Source organism: Pseudomonas silensiensis (assembly GCF_050434865.1).
Taxonomy (GTDB): Bacteria; Pseudomonadota; Gammaproteobacteria; order Pseudomonadales; family Pseudomonadaceae; genus Aquipseudomonas; species Aquipseudomonas fluorescens_W.
In genome coordinates this window covers 305,116-324,225 of record NZ_JBNDJH010000002.1, presented here as the reverse complement: position 1 = coordinate 324,225, position 19,110 = coordinate 305,116, and the positions used below count along the sequence as shown (strand labels likewise).

19 protein-coding genes are annotated in these 19,110 nt (G+C 55.8%); 9 read left to right on the top strand and 10 right to left on the bottom strand.

The annotated features are described in order from the left end of the window. Position 1 precedes the first annotated feature (1 nt). The 6 genes from QF010_RS04025 to QF010_RS04000 all read right to left on the bottom strand — a co-directional run bounded on the left by QF010_RS04025 (position 2) and on the right by QF010_RS04000 (position 6,341). Positions 2-760, bottom strand: coding sequence for a PP2C family serine/threonine-protein phosphatase (locus QF010_RS04025; RefSeq protein WP_429381129.1), 759 nt, complete (start codon positions 758-760; stop codon positions 2-4). Further along, positions 757-1,422 (bottom strand): vWA domain-containing protein, encoded by a 666-nt coding sequence (locus QF010_RS04020; RefSeq protein ID WP_429381131.1) that lies wholly within the window; start codon positions 1,420-1,422, stop codon positions 757-759. The genes QF010_RS04025 and QF010_RS04020 overlap by 4 nt, the downstream gene beginning before the upstream one ends. Positions 1,423-1,597: 175 nt before the next feature. Then, positions 1,598-2,278: a DUF6012 family protein gene (locus QF010_RS04015; RefSeq protein ID WP_429381133.1), complete on the bottom strand. Its 681-nt coding sequence runs from the start codon at positions 2,276-2,278 to the stop codon at positions 1,598-1,600. 723 nt (positions 2,279-3,001) lie between these two features. Beyond that, entirely contained in the window at positions 3,002-4,162 is a 1,161-nt protein-coding gene (locus tag QF010_RS04010) for an AcrVA2 family anti-CRISPR protein (protein WP_429381135.1), read from the bottom strand. 1,251 nt (positions 4,163-5,413) lie between these two features. Continuing rightward, positions 5,414-5,758 carry a hypothetical protein gene (locus tag QF010_RS04005; RefSeq protein ID WP_429381137.1) on the bottom strand — a complete coding sequence of 115 codons (345 nt, stop codon included), beginning with the start codon at positions 5,756-5,758 and terminating at the stop codon, positions 5,414-5,416. A 226-nt stretch (positions 5,759-5,984) separates the two neighbouring features. After that, on the bottom strand, positions 5,985-6,341 hold the full coding sequence (locus tag QF010_RS04000; RefSeq protein WP_429381139.1) for a hypothetical protein: 357 nt from the start codon (positions 6,339-6,341) through the stop codon (positions 5,985-5,987). Between the two features lie 240 nt (positions 6,342-6,581). Between QF010_RS04000 and QF010_RS03995 the strand changes: the two genes are divergently transcribed. From QF010_RS03995 to QF010_RS03985, 3 genes are all read left to right on the top strand, one after another. Then, on the top strand, positions 6,582-7,553 hold the full coding sequence (locus tag QF010_RS03995; RefSeq protein WP_429381141.1) for a hypothetical protein: 972 nt from the start codon (positions 6,582-6,584) through the stop codon (positions 7,551-7,553). Positions 7,554-7,803: 250 nt separating this feature from the next. Then, complete coding sequence (locus QF010_RS03990) at positions 7,804-8,991, top strand: hypothetical protein (protein WP_429381143.1); 1,188 nt, start codon at positions 7,804-7,806, stop codon at positions 8,989-8,991. Positions 8,992-9,502: 511 nt separating this feature from the next. After that, on the top strand, positions 9,503-11,626 hold the full coding sequence (locus QF010_RS03985; protein ID WP_429381145.1) for a hypothetical protein: 2,124 nt from the start codon (positions 9,503-9,505) through the stop codon (positions 11,624-11,626). A gap of 149 nt (positions 11,627-11,775) precedes the next feature. On the opposite strand, the gene QF010_RS03980 is transcribed toward QF010_RS03985, so the two are convergent. Further along, entirely contained in the window at positions 11,776-12,957 is a 1,182-nt protein-coding gene (locus QF010_RS03980; RefSeq protein ID WP_429381147.1) for a PDDEXK-like family protein, read from the bottom strand. A gap of 151 nt (positions 12,958-13,108) precedes the next feature. On the opposite strand from QF010_RS03980, the gene QF010_RS03975 reads away from it, so the two are divergent. The 6 genes from QF010_RS03975 (at position 13,109) to QF010_RS03950 (ending at position 16,944) form a co-directional block, all read left to right on the top strand. Further along, complete coding sequence (locus QF010_RS03975; RefSeq protein ID WP_429381149.1) at positions 13,109-13,687, top strand: hypothetical protein; 579 nt, start codon at positions 13,109-13,111, stop codon at positions 13,685-13,687. Between the two features lie 194 nt (positions 13,688-13,881). Continuing rightward, positions 13,882-14,328, top strand: a complete 447-nt coding sequence (locus QF010_RS03970) for a hypothetical protein (protein WP_429381151.1) — start codon at positions 13,882-13,884, stop codon at positions 14,326-14,328. 6 nt (positions 14,329-14,334) lie between these two features. Next, on the top strand, positions 14,335-14,652 hold the full coding sequence (locus QF010_RS03965) for a hypothetical protein (protein WP_429381153.1): 318 nt from the start codon (positions 14,335-14,337) through the stop codon (positions 14,650-14,652). A gap of 127 nt (positions 14,653-14,779) precedes the next feature. After that, a complete protein-coding gene (locus QF010_RS03960; RefSeq protein ID WP_429381155.1) occupies positions 14,780-15,046 on the top strand; it encodes a hypothetical protein in 267 nt (88 codons plus the stop codon). Positions 15,047-15,201: 155 nt separating this feature from the next. Next, complete coding sequence (locus tag QF010_RS03955; protein WP_429381157.1) at positions 15,202-15,339, top strand: hypothetical protein; 138 nt, start codon at positions 15,202-15,204, stop codon at positions 15,337-15,339. 204 nt (positions 15,340-15,543) lie between these two features. Then, positions 15,544-16,944 carry a hypothetical protein gene (locus QF010_RS03950; protein WP_429381159.1) on the top strand — a complete coding sequence of 467 codons (1,401 nt, stop codon included), beginning with the start codon at positions 15,544-15,546 and terminating at the stop codon, positions 16,942-16,944. Positions 16,945-17,488: 544 nt separating this feature from the next. Here QF010_RS03950 and QF010_RS03945 read toward each other — a convergent pair. From QF010_RS03945 to QF010_RS03935, 3 genes are all read right to left on the bottom strand, one after another. Further along, positions 17,489-17,773, bottom strand: coding sequence for a hypothetical protein (locus QF010_RS03945; RefSeq protein ID WP_429381161.1), 285 nt, complete (start codon positions 17,771-17,773; stop codon positions 17,489-17,491). Positions 17,774-17,876: 103 nt separating this feature from the next. Next, positions 17,877-18,380: a hypothetical protein gene (locus QF010_RS03940; RefSeq protein ID WP_429381163.1), complete on the bottom strand. Its 504-nt coding sequence runs from the start codon at positions 18,378-18,380 to the stop codon at positions 17,877-17,879. Between the two features lie 214 nt (positions 18,381-18,594). After that, positions 18,595-19,104, bottom strand: coding sequence for a hypothetical protein (locus tag QF010_RS03935; protein ID WP_429381165.1), 510 nt, complete (start codon positions 19,102-19,104; stop codon positions 18,595-18,597). Between the last annotated feature and the right edge of the window lie 6 nt (positions 19,105-19,110).

Below are 19,110 nucleotides of genomic sequence, written 5' to 3'. Positions count from 1 at the left end.
GTCAGTCCCTCAATACAGCTAATGCCATCGACTTGTCGTCATCGGTTCTGCTGTTCACCTTCTCGCTACTCAGGAAAGCGGCGAGGGCACCGGGGATTTGATACCGAGCTTCGGCACTGACCGTGGCGAGCACGTTGAAGAACGGGGAAAAGAATGGTTTGTGTGGTGTGTTGGTGGCCAGGTCCAACGCCAGGCGTTGAACGCCATCGGAAAAGGCTGCAGCCTGAAGTGCCGGCCCTGCGTAGAGCTTGGTCACCAGATTGTCGAGGGCATTCTCTTCACTGATGAAGAACGTCTGGTTGGCGTACTCGCCGCACTGGGGGATGATGGCCAGCTCTAAACCATTTCCTACGTCCAGTACCACCGCGCCGTCGCCGATCTGGAAAACGAGTGTTCCCAGATCCGAAGACAGGAGCCCAAGGAACGTACACGCGTAGTCGCGCGCCGTACGTCCTTCTTCCTCGGCGGTGGCGTAGATGGCTGATCGGATCTCACGGACAATCTCCACCGCCAACGCATCGCCCAACTCAAACTCTTGGTCGGACATCAGCTGCAGAACGAAATCGTTGGCGATATCGATGGCCATCTGTGCGCCGACTTCACTGTGCGAAGCACTGCCGGCGCCGTCGGCGACGAACATGGCCAGCCACGGGCGCGCACCTTGATGAACAACTTTCGCGGAGCACCGGTCCTGGCAGACGCCGCCGCGCTCAATGTGTGAAGTGCCAATGGCAATGGCGCTGACGGTTTCCCAATTCACACGGTGGCCCATCCGCTCGGTGCGATCAGCGCCACTTCGGTACCGGGAGTCGACTGCGAGACGCTTTTCATCGAGGCCGACAACCATTGGAACAGCTCACGGAATTTCAAACCATCGAGAGCCAATGGTTGGCGCACACTGATCTGACTGAGGATATCCATACGAGCGCCTTGGACGCCCACAGCAAAAAATGCAACCTTCTTGTTCGCCTCAGCCTCGCGTACAGCCGCGGCGGCGGATTTCCATTCGTCAGTTGGGCCGCCGTCAGTAATGAGGAAGCACCAAGGGCGGAACGAAGGTAGCCCGGCCGCACGATATTCACTTTTACGCTGCTCGATCATCTCGAGTCCGACGCGAATTGCCTCGCCTAATGGTGTATCACCTTGTTCCGTGAGCGTAGGAGGGTAGAACGCACCAGCGGTGGTGAAGGGGGTAACGATTTGCACTGGGCCGAAGGTGACGATGCCTACCTCAACACGCTGCATGGCCAGGGAGTCGGATGCCAACTCATCTCGAAATGCCTGCAGTCCTTCATTCAACTCCTGGAGCGGGCGGCCGCGCATAGACACGGAGACATCGAGCAAAAGAAGGCAAGGTACCCTCGGTTCAGGATTGGTGGCGAAATCAGAGACAGCTTCGAAAAATACTTGGTTCTCGCTCAATGTGGAGCTCCTTCAAGAGTAGAGGAGCCCGCAATAGTCGCTGAACTCCATGTCAGTGGTTACAAGCTAAATCAGGCCGCGTTCAGCCGCAATCGTGCCCGCCGTGAAAAACACCATTGTATGGCAAGTCCCCGGAAGCAAAAGCTTCCGTCGACGGAGGGTGGGGTAGATGTTGCTAATTGGTGCGACCCATGAATACAGATGCCGGCGCTGCGCTCTGTATTGATGCCTGGCACAGCGGCGACACGAAAGCACTCTCGATCAACGGCATGCGTTCGGTCAGGTTGTTTCGCATGACAACACGATCGCGTTCAAGGCTCGGCAGCCTGAAACGCTCTTGGCGAGCGACGATCAATCCACAGTCATTGATGACGTCACGGACATCACCCTCGCGTTTGGACCTGCTGCTTGCCTCTGGGTAGGTGTCCATCTGCGGTGCATGGGCGCTGGGTGTCCAGTCCTTGGCCACACTTGGCCAGCGGGAGCTCCAACCACCGTGGCTCGGGTGAAGGTTGCCCCACAGCATTATGTTGTCGCTGGCGGCGTCACAGTCAGAGTCCAGGATGGAGTATTCAACCGTGTGCGTTAACACAAACTCCGCGCTGACAGACCAGCGCGTAGTGACGGTGAACTCTCTCGTCTCAGTCGGCGCCTGGATGAAGAAACCGGTGACTGCCTTGCGCCCGTACTTTCGGCTGGCGACCAGGTATTCCTTGTTGGGGTAGGGGGTTCGCGCTATGACGTCCCGTCCCTCACGCAGGTGAAGCCCCAAGGCTGGAATCCGAATATCCACGAGCTCAGCGTCGTGAAATCTTTCTGCAGGTTGGTGGAGCCTTGGGGTTACGTGGAGGAGCATTTTCTATACCTGAACTTGGGTTGGCTCAGAATATCGGCTCCTCCAAAAAACCAAAGCCAAAACGGGCGTTGTTTTTTTTTCCAATGTTCTGAAGCGGTTTACCAGCCTAAGTGTCGCCGAAAAAGGAAGTTCACCACCCCGACTACGGCTGCCCCTTTCGGAGTGTACCTTTCAGATCGCGTGCTTGTTTCTAAGGATTTGACAATGATGTCTTCGTCCATGCAGGATTCCTAAATCCAACGAGTGTTCTTGTAACTAGCTATGCACGAACATTCGGAGCAGACAGCGTGGCGCAGTAACACGTAGCGTCATTCGGAGCATGGGCCAAGTTTGCTGCGACTTACCTTTCTCTCGGTGCATCACGAAACACAAACAATATGCAGAACGCCTCGACCGAGGGTGACTGAAATGGGGCATGCCTTTTCATCTGTTGGACACAGAGCTGATTATTTTTCAGCAGGGCGCATGGAGGATATCTGGCCTCCCTTGACGAAGAGATCGGCTTCGACACGCATCTACAATCCGACGGGCTTTCATTTTTTTGACTCATCTCAGGCATTTATGTGCTTGGGATGAGTCTCGTCCGGAAAAAAATGTGGAAGGCCATTGTCGGCCCTCAGAATGTGAAATTCATCGAAGTGAGGTGGTATTCGCGCTGCTGCCAATGGTCAAGGTCATTCAGTCACAGGCGAGCAAAGCCCCAGTCCTATAATACTCAGTGGATCAGTGCTTTGTGTCGGGGGTTTCAGCGTTACCGACGACATAGACGTGGCCTGTTAAATCATCAGCTGAGCTTGCGCCGATTAATTGCGGTTTTATCCATTTCCGCTTGATAAGGCTGTTGGCTTTACCATGGTGTTGGTCTCGCCAGTGCCCTCGTCGCCAATGAGTACGACGGTGGCCCCCGTGTGGAGCTGCCTTAGTGGATGTGAACTCTCTGCCAAGTAAATATACCGCCGTATAGCCCTCGGACAGCAATTTTGATTTTAACTTCTCACGCTGTCTTGGATTGGACTGCTCCCAACGTACCGTATAGTCAGTTGGGGCGTCACGGCCTGGCTCTAGACGCCGCTGATCACCAAGCGACTCCAGGTAGAACAAAACATTCACGATTAAACCTGAGGCCAGCTTTAAAATTTCGCCGGCATCTTCGATTTCACTACGCATATGAGCGTTTAGCGCTTTAACTGTCTCGGAGTCATCGGGTTGATCTAAAAAGGCGCTGTCGCGACGGGCGATAGCGTGCTCAATGGCCAGCGCCACTGGCATAGTCTGTTCCACCGGTGTGAAGTCCAAAAAATAGCCCGGCGTCATGACACCTTCACCGCTCTTTTTGCACGTCGAGAACCCGAGTTTCAAACGCATGTTGCCTTGTTCGTCGTATGGGGTCCTCGCAACGAAAGCTCCATCTAGATACTCAAAGTCGTCTCCAAAAGGGATACGGATTGCATCGCGCTTGCCGAAATGAACAAAGAAAGCCTCATAAGGTGGGTGCCAACCTTCGAGCGTGCAGTCGCCAAAATCCGTGTTCTCCAGCATCTCGACCACGTCATCTGTAAGGTCGAATATCTGGCGACCGCAATTCAAGAACTGAGCCGTGAGTGGCACCCAATGACGCAGTTCAGCCAATTTTGCATAACTTGCGCCTAACGCTTGGCTGCGTTCACCCGGATCTGGGATTTCCTGTTCTAAATGCTTCATTCCAATTTCAAGTGCTGGTACGACTAACTCATCTTGAATCTTATCCATTAAGTGGGCCGCAACCCGCCCATCGTTTAGAACCCAGCCGGCGCGAGCAGCTTCCAACGCATAGGTCCACCAAAACGCGTTCTGATTGCGCACCGGAGCATAGGGCGAGAACTTTATTCGGTCGTGGAAGGACATAGTGGGCTTCTTTCTTGCTGAGGGAGGATTCAACGTCGAAGAGCGCATCTAACACTGCTACGCAGCAGTGCGACTGTCGGTGCGAGTTGTTCTGTCAGCGCTAAAGGATAGTCGGTGCTCCCATTCTTGCTCAGTGTGCGCACCTCATCTTCTGCGCGCCACGTCGTGCCCGGGGCCCCGGGCCAGGCTTGAATGGCCGACGACAGGTTTAAAATTACAAACCCCCCATGAACCCCCGAAATAAAGTCTGTCGGATTGAGCCCGGCAGATTCAGGGCCTCGCCGGCGCACGAATCAGAAATAAAGTCTGTCGCAGCCCCGATATTGAAAGCTTGGCGTGCGACCTACTAAATAAAGTTTGTCGGAAACGGGTGCCAAAGCCGCTCAGGAAATCCCGGGCACGCTATGAAAAGAGATTAAAGTCCCGATTTAGACGCCTCGCGGCGGAAATCAACGACAGCTTCAATTGATGTCCGACAGACTTTATTTCGTAGTTCCACAACCACCGAGTTCGGCACATTCCGACCTAAAGCTATCACATCATAACTATGGGTCTTCTCACCCTACCGGCGTACCTTTTTGCCTTCTCCGAACGCCGGAATTCCCTCGAAAGGGGACCTGTGGTGCCCCCCATCCTGATTACAAGCTCTTGATTTTCCTTACTTTCCATTTTCTTTACCCCTTTTCCCCATTTCTTTCTCACCGCGCGGCGTGCCTGGTCCCCGGCGGCGCTCGCCCTTAAAAGGGTGATCAGGATGTGCAAACCTTCCGGGCGGGGCAGGGCTGCTGTGGCGAGGGTAGGAACGCTGAGATTTTGCAGGGAGGGCTCTGGGCCGGGGAGGCTGGCGGAGATGGTGCGGGAAAAACGGGGGTTTTTAAGGGGAAACGTCCACCTAGTTATGATGTGATAGGTAGCTTTAATTCTGGGCGGTTGGCAGGCGTTGGCGCTTGGGCGGCAAACAATAAAGGTTGTCACAAGTGCGGATTCGCACGGCAGCCGGCCCGGCCGGGCTCCTGGGTAGGGTGGCCATCGCGGTCGCCGGCGGCCAGGCAGTGGCGTGGCGGGTGTTGGGCAGCGGCGGGGGAGATGGTGAAGCGGGGTGCCCGTAACAACGTGGGGGTCCTTAGCAATCGGCGGCCCGGTCAGGGGGCGATCAGCGTGGCCAGGTGGCCGGTGGTGGATGGCGGGTATTTTTGACGTGGTGTTGCGGTCGTGGTTGCCGTGGCCGCGGGATGGCCACGGCAACCGGCATTACGGCTTGCGCGGGATAACCGCGCTCAGGTACGCAACGGCGGCATCCACCGCCGGCTCCTGCTCCACCAGGATGTTCATAATGCGCAGAACGTCCTTGGAGAAGAATCCGGTCTCTGCCAGTCCGCCGGCAAAAGATCTGCCCATACCCAGTTCTTCCTGAAAGGAACGCCAGGCTGTTTGGGTTTCTGCGTCCCGGGCCGCATTGTGAAACCGGTCGGCAATCTCCAGAGGCTTGATGTGGTATTTCGCGCCGGCCTGGAACGTCACCAAGATGGCGAGTTGCTCCGTGCACGACAGCGCGAGTCGCTGCTCAAGTGGGGACGGGGTCTGGTTATCCGACATCAGTAAATCCTCAAAAGGTTGTGTCTTGGCAAAACCGCAGCATTCCAACCGAAGCGCCCCGCGCATTGGCAGGCGCTTTCATGTTGGGGGAATCGAAGGGTACATAGTGGGTCGATTGCTCGCGAGCCGAACATCAGGCTGGAATTTCGTTTTGAATTGCCAGGGGCCGGCATGCCACAGGTGGTCGGCACAAAGCACCCCGGGCGACGGATTGGCCGGGCCAGGCTTACCAGAAACGGTTGCCCTCAGTACGGTGAACAATCACACGCAGATATTCGATGGCCGCTTTCGGGGCATTTTCGACGTCCTGTACAACGCTCAGGATGGTTGCGATTTCAGGATCAAAAAACCCTGTTTGCGCCAAGGCGATCCCAATAGGGGTATTACTCTTGACCGCATCGCGGAAAATCTCCCAGCCCTCCTTCGTTTCACTACCGCGGCTGAGCGTGTCGTGGCGGTTTGCAAGTTCGATGACCGTGTGCCCAGTATCTGCGGTGTACTGAAATGTCAGCAGGATTGCGAGTTGCTCTTTACTGGGCAAAGTACTAGACGGCTGAAGGCGGACGGCCTTTGCTTCTTGCATCGATGACTCCTTCTAACGTGAACGGATCTGGCGCTCGGCAGTCCTGACGCCATTTGAGGTGAGGTGAAAGGGTAACGAGGCGAATTCGACTCTGCGAGCCAAAACCAAGGCCAGATTTCCCCGCAGGATGCCCCTGCAATGCCGGCACGCCTGGTGGATTTTTAAGGCCTGTTTTGGGTCGCGACCCTGTTTGCGCTTTGGCATGCTCGCGCCCCTGTTCCCCCTGCCAGGACCAACGCCATGCAAAAAGCCGCTGCGCCCAGCCAGTCCCTCGATGACCTAGTCACGCTGTCATTCGCCGAACACCAGAAGAGCGAACTTACTCGCCAGCGCCCGATCGGCGTCTTGGCCGGCCGAACCGGTACCGGAAAGGTTGAAGCGCTAACGTCGGCTGTCTTGCCTTTCCTTGCCGCCGGCGGGTACATCCTCCGCATCACGCCCTATCGAGAGACAAACGACTCTCTGCTCGACTTCGTTCAAGCCAACAAACGCACTCACCGCTGGAGCTATGCGACCTATGTCATGGAGCTCGACGACCCTGAGGTACGTCCAACACTGGCACAGGTTCTGGAGCGTTTTACCCCGCCAGAAGGCGCACTGATCATTATCGAGGAGCCCCAAGCGCTGAAGGACATGAGTTCGTCGGCACTCTTTGGCGTCTGCGATCGCTTGAATGTCGCCATGGTGCTGTTGGTGCAGGACATGGCCATCCTCGGTGATTTCAATGAAAGTCGCACCGCGTTTACCGCGCATATGACCGGGCTGCAAAGTCTTACCGTGGTCAGCGCCGGCGGCCAAGGCGAGACATTGGTCGACCTTAGCCACGCTCGCGGTGAGGCCAGAGCAATCGGTAAGCGGTCACTATTCAGCGCCGGCATGGGGTCGAAGTGGGTTTGGGGGTTATTTGCCCTCGAAGCGATTTTCATGTTTGGAACGGCTATGTTTAACGGCAACGGTACGTTGGTGTTATTCGCGTTGTTATTCGCGACAGGGGCTGGATACCTACCATGGCAGTTTGAATTCGCCGCCGAGTCCTACCTCGTGAAAATCGTGATGTCCAAAATGGGGCGGTGGTGGATTTGTTCCGCTTGCGCCGTCTCGGCTCTCATCCTTATTACGGGCAACGATCAGAAGCGACTCATCGCACTATTCGTTGTCCTCCTCTTCATGATGATCCCTTTCAAGGTAATTCAACGGTCAGCTGCCCGCTGATATTGGCCGCGCCGATTCCGGCCAGATGGCAAATTCATAAATTCATCGACTACCTTGGTGTCAAATGACTGGAAGTTACACCCCTCCTCGAAAGCCTATTGCTATCCGCCAACAGAGCATGTACGAGCTTGACTCATGTCCATCCGATGCTGCTGCATTTGGCCTCGGATCAGGCACAAGAAATCGGCGCGGCAAGCGTGGCAAAGGTGGGGGAGGGAAGGGCCTTGCTGAGGGAACCCGACAGCCCCCTATGATCGACGCCCGATATTCGGAGCGCATGACTCCTGCGGCCTTCCGCACCGCTCTAATAGCGAACTCCGAGGGCTTCCTTGCTTCTGTGATCGAATGCCTTCGTAATGAAACATTGAAAGCTTGGAGCATCAGACTCCTGATTGAGATGGAAGCCTGCAGCAAATCTGATGAGCTGACAGCACTCGTCCAGGCCTACATTCTTTCTCATCCCACAGATGTCAGTCGCTTCGGCACTCAGATGCATCTCGATGGTTTTATTACTCTCACAGAGAACAGCACCGTTGAGCGCCATCCTCAAGCTCTGCATACCTTCAAGGCCAGCGTGGCTGTCGTTGGGAGGGAGGGGCGGTTGGTAATCGCTGGAACAGGTTCAAATTACAAAATTGCGCGCATTGCGGGCTACCAAGACTTGATGCTGCAGCTTTGTGGAATCGACGGCACAGCTGCTGTGTTCGATCCGAAGTCAGATCCGCCCCCTGTTATCCCAGGCTTAGCCTCCCCGCACACCTTGCAGCCTGACCAGTCGACCATTCGAGAAGGGCTGGAAGCGAACTCGGATGACTTTATTCCCTCAGTGGCCGAGTGCCTGCGTAACGGAACATTGAAAACCTCAGATGTGCGGTTGCTGATAGAAACGGATGCCTGGAAGGGATCTGATGAGGTGTCAGTTTTACTCCAGGACTACATCGTTTCCCATCCAACAGAGGTCAGTGGAATCTGTGGCCAAATGCGGGACGGTGGGTTCATCTCACTCACAGAGAGCAGACGGGTTGAACACTTTTTTCAGACTCGGCACATCTACGAGGCCAGTGTCACGGTGTCTGGGGCTGGCCGGCAGTTGCAAATCTCGGGTGGAGGTCCCAGTTACCAAGTCGCACGCACTGTTGCCTATCAGCGGTTGCTTCTGCAACTTTGTGGTGGCGATGTCGAGTCGACGTTACCTGATCCGAAGCAAAATCCGTGGAGCACCTTTCTGCTGGAAGTCGGTGGCCGCACCCCGACGACGATACTGGTGGACGAAGATCCCCACCGAAATATCGGGTATCAAGCAACGGCATCATTCACTCTCGATGGCCGGGTTTGGGATGCAACCGGAGCAACTTCTCCTTGGAAAGCTATGGCGCGGCAAGCCGCCCTAGACGCCCTTTTCCTGATGGTGACAAAGGACCTGAACTGGCAACAGTGAACCTCTAAAAGTACGGTTAAGCGAGGAGTGCCGGTTGCTGGAAAAGCGCCTTGCACTCAACCACCGGCGCTGCCCTTTTGAATATCCCAGAGAACCTCACACCAGCGCCCGATCTGAGTCATGTCATGCTTAGCCGCGGTCCGAGGATCAGACGCACTAAAGTAGCTGGTTCTTCCTTCCACCACCGCCAGCAGTAGCGTCCCCCGTATCACGCACCGTCCCCGTTCAAACGGTCAAGTTTGTTTTGACAACCCCCGTAGTCATAGCAACTCCTAACGATGGTGCTTGACAATTATTTTTTGCCCTCTACCATTTGCGGCAAGCCGAGATGGTTTAGCTCGGTGCTGCTGGCTTCAGCGAATTCTTTGGAAACGAAACCATCTTTGCGGTACCGCTTCACCATAAATCACTTCCTGTTGGAAACGAACCTTGACCTTTCAAGTCAGGCGCACACCCCAACACAGCCTGCCAGCTACTGTGCGAGACACGTGCCCTGCATTGGGAGATTCACATGCTTCGTATTCCTGTTACCTCGTCCGACGTCGACAGTGCTCGGATCAAAAAAACCATTGCCCTCCTTCGTAAGCACTACCCCATTGGTGCCGCCCCCGTTGATGCCCCATCGCTTTCCACGGTGCAGAACGACTTCGCCCTTCTCATTGGATACGGCAAGTACAAAGAGATGCTCATCTGCGCCCGGAAGCTCGGTCCTGTTTATGAGGGGGTCGCGTTTCCACTTGCACAAGTGATTGAGGCTGTTAGCGCTCGGATCGCTGCGCAATGGAGCCTTCCGATCGATGACGCTAAGACGCTTGCAAGCAAGCTTCACCTCGGCAGCTTGGATTCCTGCCGCTCCGCAGCACGGCCATTCCCTCCGTCGGCCCTGCGTGATGATCGCTTGAGCCCGGCTGTCCACGCAGCCACCCTGGGGCTGCCTCGTATGTCAGTCTCCGATCTGGTTACCTTGGGGGCACCTGGTTACTCGTACGCCATCTCTGAAAACGGCGACACCTTCGTCTGGGACAAGCTGGTCACTGCGGTCGACCAACTGCGGCCGGAGGTCCTTGAGGCGATGAAGCTCGAGCCTCAGTACGCAACGCTTTCTGACATGAGCGCACTGCGTGATGCTTACGTGCGTGATGTACTGATCCCGCCATCAAAGAAGCTCCTTGATGCTGTCCGCCTGAAAGAGCTGGCTCCGCTGGGGTATGAGACCATTTCGCTGTTCAACGCAGCTGGGGTGTTTCGCGGTCGTACCCTGATCAACCGTCAGCTGCGCGGCCTGGTCCCTGTGATCAGTCGCGACGAAAACGGTCTCAGCCAGGCATTGGCCTCACTCGCGGGGGGGCGTGCTCCCCAGCACTTGAATGTCCGCAACCTGGATGCCGGCGAAGGCAAGGGCCGGCTGATCAGCTTCGACACAGAAACCGGGGGCCGCATCGTCCACGACTTCGTCGACAACCAAAAGCCCCGCATGCCCGGCCGTACCTACGTTGAATACGAAGGTGCCGAGCAGATGTATGCGCTCGCGCCACAGGCAGTTCATCACGAAGCGGAAATCGGCCGTCTCATTTCAGCAGGTCAGGCGGACCTGGTGAAAATGGAACCGGTTGATCTGGTTGTCATTCCAGGTGTTGTGCTCGATGACGGCCGTTTCCCTGACGACCTCATGGACATCGCGCCCGGTGCACCAACCGTAGATGGCCAACTGCGCCCTCGATCGGTAGCAACTGACCGCCTGTGCGGTCCAAGCTTCTACGAAAGGAAAATCACCTACATCCGTCTCCACAACTGGCTCACGGTCGACGACATTCCGCACACGGTCGTTTCCGCCATGGGTATACCCAACGTGAAGACGGAACGGGACCACATGCTGACTGAGGCGCTCCCAAGCTACCGAACTGAGCTTCACTCCGAGCTTGATCGATCAGTAGCGTCTGCGATCCTCCAGGCGCAGCGCATGATCGCTTCGACCTCCGGCACTCAAAAGGTGTTGGATCTCGCCCAGCGGCACCTGAGCCCCGAGCAGGCGTATGTTCGTTTCGCCCAGATCCTAACGCCGGTGATCATCCAGCGGGTCAGTGATCAGAAGTTGGTTGCCGCTGGCCAGCGCACCAAGGAAGTCATGCCCGAGCTCGACGCCTACAACGATTACGTCGTCGGTGTGGCCCTCGCGATGTCCTCAGACGGGTATTCGCTGAACGTTCCCGGTGCTCATGATTTTCGCGCCAAAGCCACGCTGTTGAGTTGGTTGGTCATATTTAGCCTGCAGACGGCTGAAAGTGCTCGCGAAACAGCACGCTTCTCTGCAGACGCGCGCGCGTTGCTCGTGGGGGCGATCCTGATGGATAGCCTGGCCATAAAGGAGGTAGTAGTCGAAGGCCAGGCTTTGACTGGGTTCTTGAACAAACTGGCGGATCAAGATCGCTACATCCTTGAGGCCAAAAAATGGAATGCTGGCGCAAGCCGCCGTTGGATTGATGCTCGCCGGCATGGGTACTGGGCTGTGGGCGCGGCAGTCGACGCGACGTCGCGTGATGTTGTCAAAACTCCGGTCTCCGTCGCCGAACCGAAGAAGACGTTTGTGGTTCATGAAGAAGCTGAAAACCAATACCGTCTTGAGCTATTGCCGTAACCCCTTCTGAACGCCAACCTGGGGCCGGGGCAAATCGCTTCGGCCCTCTTTCTCACTGAACTGGCTTTCCCTTGCGAGAAACAGCAGCACCTCCGCCTAATTTCTGGCTTTTTGAGAACAAGCATCACCTTATGGGTCGGGCACCAACCTCAGCGGTCGCCGGCCGATAAGTGGCGTGACTTGATCTGCTCTATCGTCTGCAGGACTTCCGTCACCACCTGGTCGGGTCTCTGTAAACACTCCATGTTGGTCGCCACACCGTCCTGAAACATGCACGACTGCCATTTGAAGGACCTCCACTGCCGTGGCAGGAGGTTCTGCGGCAGGTGTCGAACACTCTCCTTGATGTTGTCGATGCTCCCCGTTTTCCCATCTCTCACGGACACCACGCCGTAATGCAGCGCCTCGGTCGCGACCTCAATCCTGAACAACACACCGTCGATTCCAATGTTGAGGAACAGACCGACGTGCTCAATTTTGTCCTTGCCGACCATGAACCACTTGCTGCAGGTCGACTCGGTGTAATCGTGGCCTGGGAAATTGTTCGGCGCGGCGGCCCGGGTATAGAGCCGCGATAGCCCATTTTCTACAGCGTCGAAGAAGCGAAGTAGTTCGGCGCCTTTGGCAAACGGTAGCGCCGCCACGATCGCGTCAGCTGCTTTGAGGTTGTCACCGGTATTGAGGAGGTCGACCATGGCCGCCCGGGAGAGGTGAGTCATGGTTGTCCCTGTGATTTTGTGCACCAGGTTCTTGTACTGAACAATTGCCTGCTGAAGTGCCGGTGTCGATGATGAGTTGGAGACGCACAGCGCCAGCCAATCCAGGATGTGCTCCCTGTACGACATCCGCTGGTACCTAACCCCGTGATGGCTTCGTTCCGAGGCGTCCCCGCCGCGCTTCGACAGGTACCACAGGTGCCAGGTTTTCCCCGAGGCCTCACCAATATCAGCGTACTGCTTCAGTTGTCCTTTCCCGTCCGGGGCATCGACTTTGTTCTCGATCAGGATCAGGTGTTCTTTGAGGTGAATCACGATATCGACCCGGCCGCGGCCGCCGGCGAAGGATTCCTCCTTTCGTACGCTGGCATGTACCAGTGAGCAATCATGCTCAAACCCCATCACGGACAGGAAGAGGGCAAGGAAAGTTAATCCCTGGCCATGGCTTCCTCGCGGATTCAACAACTCAGCAATCATCGCTGAGTGGGTGTTGACCTCCGCGCGTTCGATCTTGGTGATGCTGAAGATGTTGAAGGCTTCACCGCCGGCAGCCTGGCGCTCTTCATTTCGGCGGACAAGGGTGCCAGCCTGCCGGAGCAGCTCAATCAGTTCCATTTCCGTCACACTCCAAAGCAGGGCTCGGCATTTTACGGGAGATGCAGGTCGGGAGTAGGGATAGAGGCGGAATTTCTGGCTTGTGGTTTGGGTGGCACGTCGAAACTGCGCATTGGAAAATTTGAGACTCACCCACAACCCGAGCAACAACATGCCCCTTGCAACGACCATCGACGCGAAACCAAAGCTAACACTGAAAAAAACGGTCAACTACCTGGGCCATTTTCTCCTGATGAGCTTCATCCTCGCCCTTTATGGGTTGATCTACCTATTGATCCAAGACGCTGCAGAAACCAACGCTTTGGCCGTCAAAGAAGGCATTGCCGTGCGCGGTGAGTACGCGAACGGGAAGATCAGCGGTGACCTCGCAGTAGCCAAACTGGAAAGCATTTCTCGCGTTGGTGCTTCCGGGATCAATGCCATGCTCGTTGCCGACATTCTTCATCGTGAAAACAAGTTTGAAGATCGCAATCAATACATCCTCGGTGAAATCAGCCGCCTCCCAGACCACCAGCTGGTTACCCTGTTCTCAGCTCTACCTGATTCGAACGCAGAGTCGATGGCGTTGGAACATAGCTTCTTCAGTTCGTTGACCACCGAGCAAGCGGAAAAAGTAAAAGCATGCCAGGCAAAAATCACCGAGCCAGAAGGGGGGGTTACCATCGTGCGGGCATTCAAAGCAGGGTACAACGCGCTCTTCCCCCACAAGTCCAAGGAATGCCTGATCTGAACGTCGGGCTATGCCGGTTAGGCTTATGTCACTTCCTCGGCACCTGCAACGGGTGCTGAGATGCAAGACCGAAAACACTCGCCAAGGCCCCTGTAGACCTTCATTTCCAAAGCTGAATTTTCGAGCCCCGTTTTGGGTCGCTGAGGTGTTGACGGTGGATTAGCATCACCTCATCGACATAGCTGAGCTTCAGCATGAAAAGACTCCCGCACACCAAATTGTCCAAGTTCGAATTCATCATGCTTCGATCGCTGGCAAAGAGCGCCTGGCTTTCAGTTGACCCGGTTCTTTGGCGACACAATCGCTCCTGGCGCTTTGGCTGGTTTCGCACAGAGGAGGCCAGGGTCGCTGCAGAGTCTCTCCTCAGGAGGGGGCTGGTGACGTCAGAGCAGTTGACCGGTTTCAGCCCTTTACGCCCGGGAGAGCCGGTTAAGTGGTACTGGATCAATGACCGGGGTACCGCACTCCTGAACAAGGCCAATGGCATTCAGCCGGTCATGCCTGCGTATTTCAGGGTGCCAAATCCGCAACTCGAGCAGTCACGCCTTCAGGTGAGCTTCTGGTGGCGAATCCTGCGCTCCATTCGCCGGCGTCGTGCCGACGTTGATACCGCCCGCCAGTCAAGCCAACAAGCCAGGTGACCAACCATGCAAGATATCTCCGAACAGATCCTCTCGCTGGAATACGACCCATCAAGGGCGAATGCCGCTTATGCCACCCAGAGTGAGGCATACCGCGAGGGCCATGCCGCGGCGCTTATCCAGGCCGCTGATGCTATCGACGCCGCGCCTGATGCCGCACTCGCTGCCATTACCTTCGGGCTGACTCTGGGATGTGAAGTGGCGAATTTCCTCGACCTTTGGGTAGGTGGGGACTTTGAAACCATTCGAGCCGAGTGGCCGAACGCTCCAGAGGAGCTTTACGTCGGCGCCGACACACTCTTTGAACCGGCATCTGCGGCTTGATTGGAGCCTGTGGCCAGGCATGGTGCTCAGTTCAGCCCATGCCTGTTATCCAACGCTGAATTGCTCTTAGGTCGCCACCGGCACCTCAACAGTACAGAAAAATCCACCCTCCAACCTTGGATTCGACATGGACTCAGCATTTGGCCTGGCCGCCGCCGCAGCGGTTGGGATTTTCGTTGGGATGATGATTATGTGGCCATTTTTGAAGAGAACGGCCGGTACCGAAAAAGCGAAGCGCGATCGCTGGAAGATGCTCTGGCAAGGGGGACTAATCTGCTGGATCGCGGCAGTGGTTCTGACCCAGGCAATTGGGTACATGCGCTCGCAGGTGCAAGAGATCGAGCAAAAGAATGCTGCTGCCGTCCAGCAGCATAAACTACGTAGCGAGGTGTAGACTCCATGACTTCCAATTGCAGCGTATGGGACCAACCTGGTGGCCCATCTAACGAGGGTGCAATAGTGCGCGAGTCCGTATACCGGCCACTTCAACGATCTCTTGACGGTCACCGTGCATTTACCAGGATGCACGCTGGCAACGTGAACGAGGCTATGTCCAGCCTTGTCCGTCATTTCGAAATGCAAAAACGCGGCGTGCGCTTTTTGCCAGCACAGGTGGTGAACCGGGCGGTGCGGCAGATAAACAGAAAAGGTCGCGCCGATCGTAGGGCAATCAACCCTGCCATTTGATTGAACCGCCGCCCCTCCGCGAAATGGACATCTCTATTTGGAAAAATGTCCATTTCGCGCAGCCAGTCATCCCCCTCCTGAACGCCATTGTTCTTACCCCCCACATTTTCAACGTCGCCACATCAGCGCGTTCGCGCAATTCAAAAACGCAATTAGACTTCCAGTCAGCAGTTACGCAACAACACCTATCATGAGTGACATCGAATGCCGCGTACCCCGTGGGCACTGCCGGTGATCAGTGCATTGTTGTTCTCGGCCGGGCTGACGGCACCGCATGCAAACGCAGCAAAAGCTTCCAGCGCTACTGAGGCCTACATCGTCGCCGCAGGTGAGTCGCTGGAAAACAAGATGCCTGCGCCTGAATTCCTGGTGCTGCCGAATAATTGGGAGGAGGGGTTTCGTACAGCTGCCCAGCTGACCGACCGTGATCACCGTGAGTACGCAGCATGCCTAATGCTCTCGCAAGACCAGCGATTTGTGATGTCCTCGCTTATCCAAGGGTCAAAGCAAAGCGTCGAGTCGGGTGCCGTCATGGCGAGCTGCGAAGGTATAGTCCTGGGGACGGTCCATACGCATCCCAAGATTGGGTCTGAAGGCGATTCATTCTACTTCCCTGTGCCATCTGACAAAGACTTTGCGCTCTTTCTGGTCAGTAGTGCTCCCACTGCGGTAGTCGTCTCCGGCGACAGTATCTGTGTGATGCTCAAAGGCCGCGGGTCTCTCGGCCAAACGGCTTCGCATCTGATCGATTACGGAACCCGGGTGTTTCAGGCCCACCTCGACTCTTCAATCAAAGCGCCTATGGAGTCGTACTATGGCCTGGCTCAAGAGGCTGAGGTCTTAGGCACAAATCTCTACTGTGGAAGCATCGGCGCAAAGCTTCCACGGATTCGACCGAAGAAACTCAAATCGGCCGAAGGCCCCTTTCTCCTCGCGGCCAAAGCCTTTCTAATTGCGCTGCACAACTCGCCAGGCAGCAGCTCGGCCAAACCCACTTTCACCTTCACTCCAGAACGCGACATCGAGTTCCTGGAGTACTTGAAGACAGTTTTGAACTCCACTGCCCACGCGCAGGCCGTCAAGCAATCGAATGAGCAACTCTACGAGTCGGTGCTGCTGAACGCTCCCGACAGAGTTGAGGATATCGGCTTCGGGCCAAATGGGTTCGCCTACCCAGACGACCGCCTACACGTCGATACGATTCAATTCGCCTGTGCCACCAAGAAAAACGGCGCCGACTACCTGTGCACGCTCTATCAGGTAAAAGGGGGCAACCAGGCGTCACCCCTGAATCGAATAATTGCCCAGTACGATAGCGAGACCAACACCAGCTTGAGTGTTGTCGCCCTAGGCAACGACCACTACCGCGCAACCATCACTGCCGGCCATGGTGTGACAACCCAGTCCGCCCCATGGGAGTTCGTTAAAGGGATCTGGGCACTCAACGGAAAAGGGAAATTTACAACCAAGGACTGGACGATCGAAGGAACGTACGCAGAAGGGGCGATGGTAGGACCATCCGTACTGACAAAAACAAATGGAGAGGTCTACCGCATGATTTTCAAAGGCGACGGTACCAGCGAAGTCACCGCGCGTTTGAAATGACTGAGGGTGGTATAAAGCCAATCCACCATCGATGCTCAAGCGCCAGCGCGATGTCCATGAGTTGCAATGCTATGCCGATGAATCCCCCACATAGCGAGCGACGCTATGCCGACGCCGATTCCAGTGAATTACCAGGGCAGCCATCACCGGGCAGGCGATGCTATGCCGATGGGAAAATCTCTGAATTGCCAGGCCCGAGACCCCGGCGCGCGACGCTATGCCGTTGGATGCGATGCTATGCCGACGCTGGCACAGTTGAATTTCCCGGGCCCTGAGACCCAGCACGCGACGCTATGCCGATGCATCCATGCGATGCTATGCCGACAGTACTGCCACTGAATTGTCAGCTCGCCCGGACCCGGCCGCGCGACGCTATGCCGACGCTCAATACAGTGATTTACGGAGTCAGCCCGCCCCGGGCACGCGATGCTATGCCGATGCGTGCGGCGCTGTGCCGATGGAGAAACGTACCTCTGGTTCGCGCCGGACAACAAAAACCCGCTGGATAGCGGGCTTTTGGTAACGACGTCCGGGGGCAAGGTTGCTAATCAGCTTTGTCGTTTGGGCCACTATCAACTTTTCCGACACTATCCTTCTTGCCGAAGTCCCAGACCAAATAGGCCAGGCACAGGTACATCATGCCAAGGGAGTTCAAGAAACCGAAAAATGCGGTAAACCACATATCCTCCAGACTGCCAGTGTGCGGCCGAAATTTTTCCACAACCCAGATAGCGACGATGACAGCAACGAGGGTTTTTAGAAATTTTTTCGACCCAATGAGGGGGATACGCCTCACAAGGGCTTTTAGCGATTCAACAGTAACGGGCATCTGAAACCTCGGCAGGACTGAAGGACCTGTATGATTGGATAGCGGTTAATCCACAGCGTCTTTCGGGGCTACTTGTTCGATGGGCGAGCTGGCAAACGTCAGTTCACAGAACTTCTTTTGCTGAAAAGTTGATGACCAGTTCACCAGGGCGGGGGTTGAAAGCCGTTGGCCAGTTTCCTGGTTTTTCGTCTACGACAAGCTGCGTTTCAACAGATCTGATATGGGTGATGGGTTCCTCCTTTTCAACGCCGTCATGCACAACCATACCTGCCATTGCAGTGGTGATTGAATACGCGCTGTCGATCAGAATTCTGCCATCGGCTAACTTGCGTGGCGTCATTTTGAGGGATAACCCAAGCTCTGGCGTAGGCTCCTCAGTCTGAAGGTCCGCTGATGGAGCATTGGCCTCAGGCGACGGCGAAGGTTTGCTCCCAAACTTAACTGCTACCTCTTTATCTTTGATCTCCGTGGACACACCTTCGGCGACGACAGCCTTGTAAGTCCGCACTAATTCTTTACCCGAATAGACGTCTGCCTGCATTTCGATGTTTGCTGCGGCCGTGCCGGCGATGCTCATCAGCGCCAGGGCAATCATGGTCTTTTTCATTTCCAATCCTAGTGGACGATACAGTGGGTATGTGGATCTGAAGGCCACCATATCGACCATACATAGTCACCGCGAGCCAAAACGCCGGCCAAAAATTCATACACAAGAACCCGTACAGGCAGGGTGCTTTACTCCTGACCATTCCGATGGCTAGTCATGCGTTTGAGAAGTCTCAAATACCCAGCAGTCGTACCGATGTCATTTGCGGCGGTGCTTACATCATTTTGATTGCCGTGATAACTACCCGCTTTTCACGGTCTGTTTCGTCGAAGCCTGTATAGGTCGTGCGGGTACCGCTTCCTACAACCTGCTGAAATGCAGCAACTTGGATTTGGGTGCTTGGAGCTTTGCCCTGAGCGCTATCACCTCCATCGTGTTTCGCGTCTTTCAACCCGGTGTACTTAACGTCGGTATCAACCAGGATTCGCCCATCAGGCTGCAGGCGCGGCGTGACATGGGCTTCGAGGCCGAGCACGAGCGATTTCTCTTCCGCCTTCGGTGACTTCATAGCGCCAAGGCGCAATTCGTTGAGGGAAGGACGCTCCCCATAGCCGTAAAGGTGCTTGTCCTGCATGTCAGCGGTTTCACCGGACTCAACAACATCGGCAACCAGGTGAAGTCGTTCAGTCCCCCGGTACATCTCAACCTGAACCAGAATTTCATCGGTGGCGGAGGCGGTAGCGGCAATGCTCATCAGCGCCAGCGCAATCATGGTTTTTTTCATTTCCAA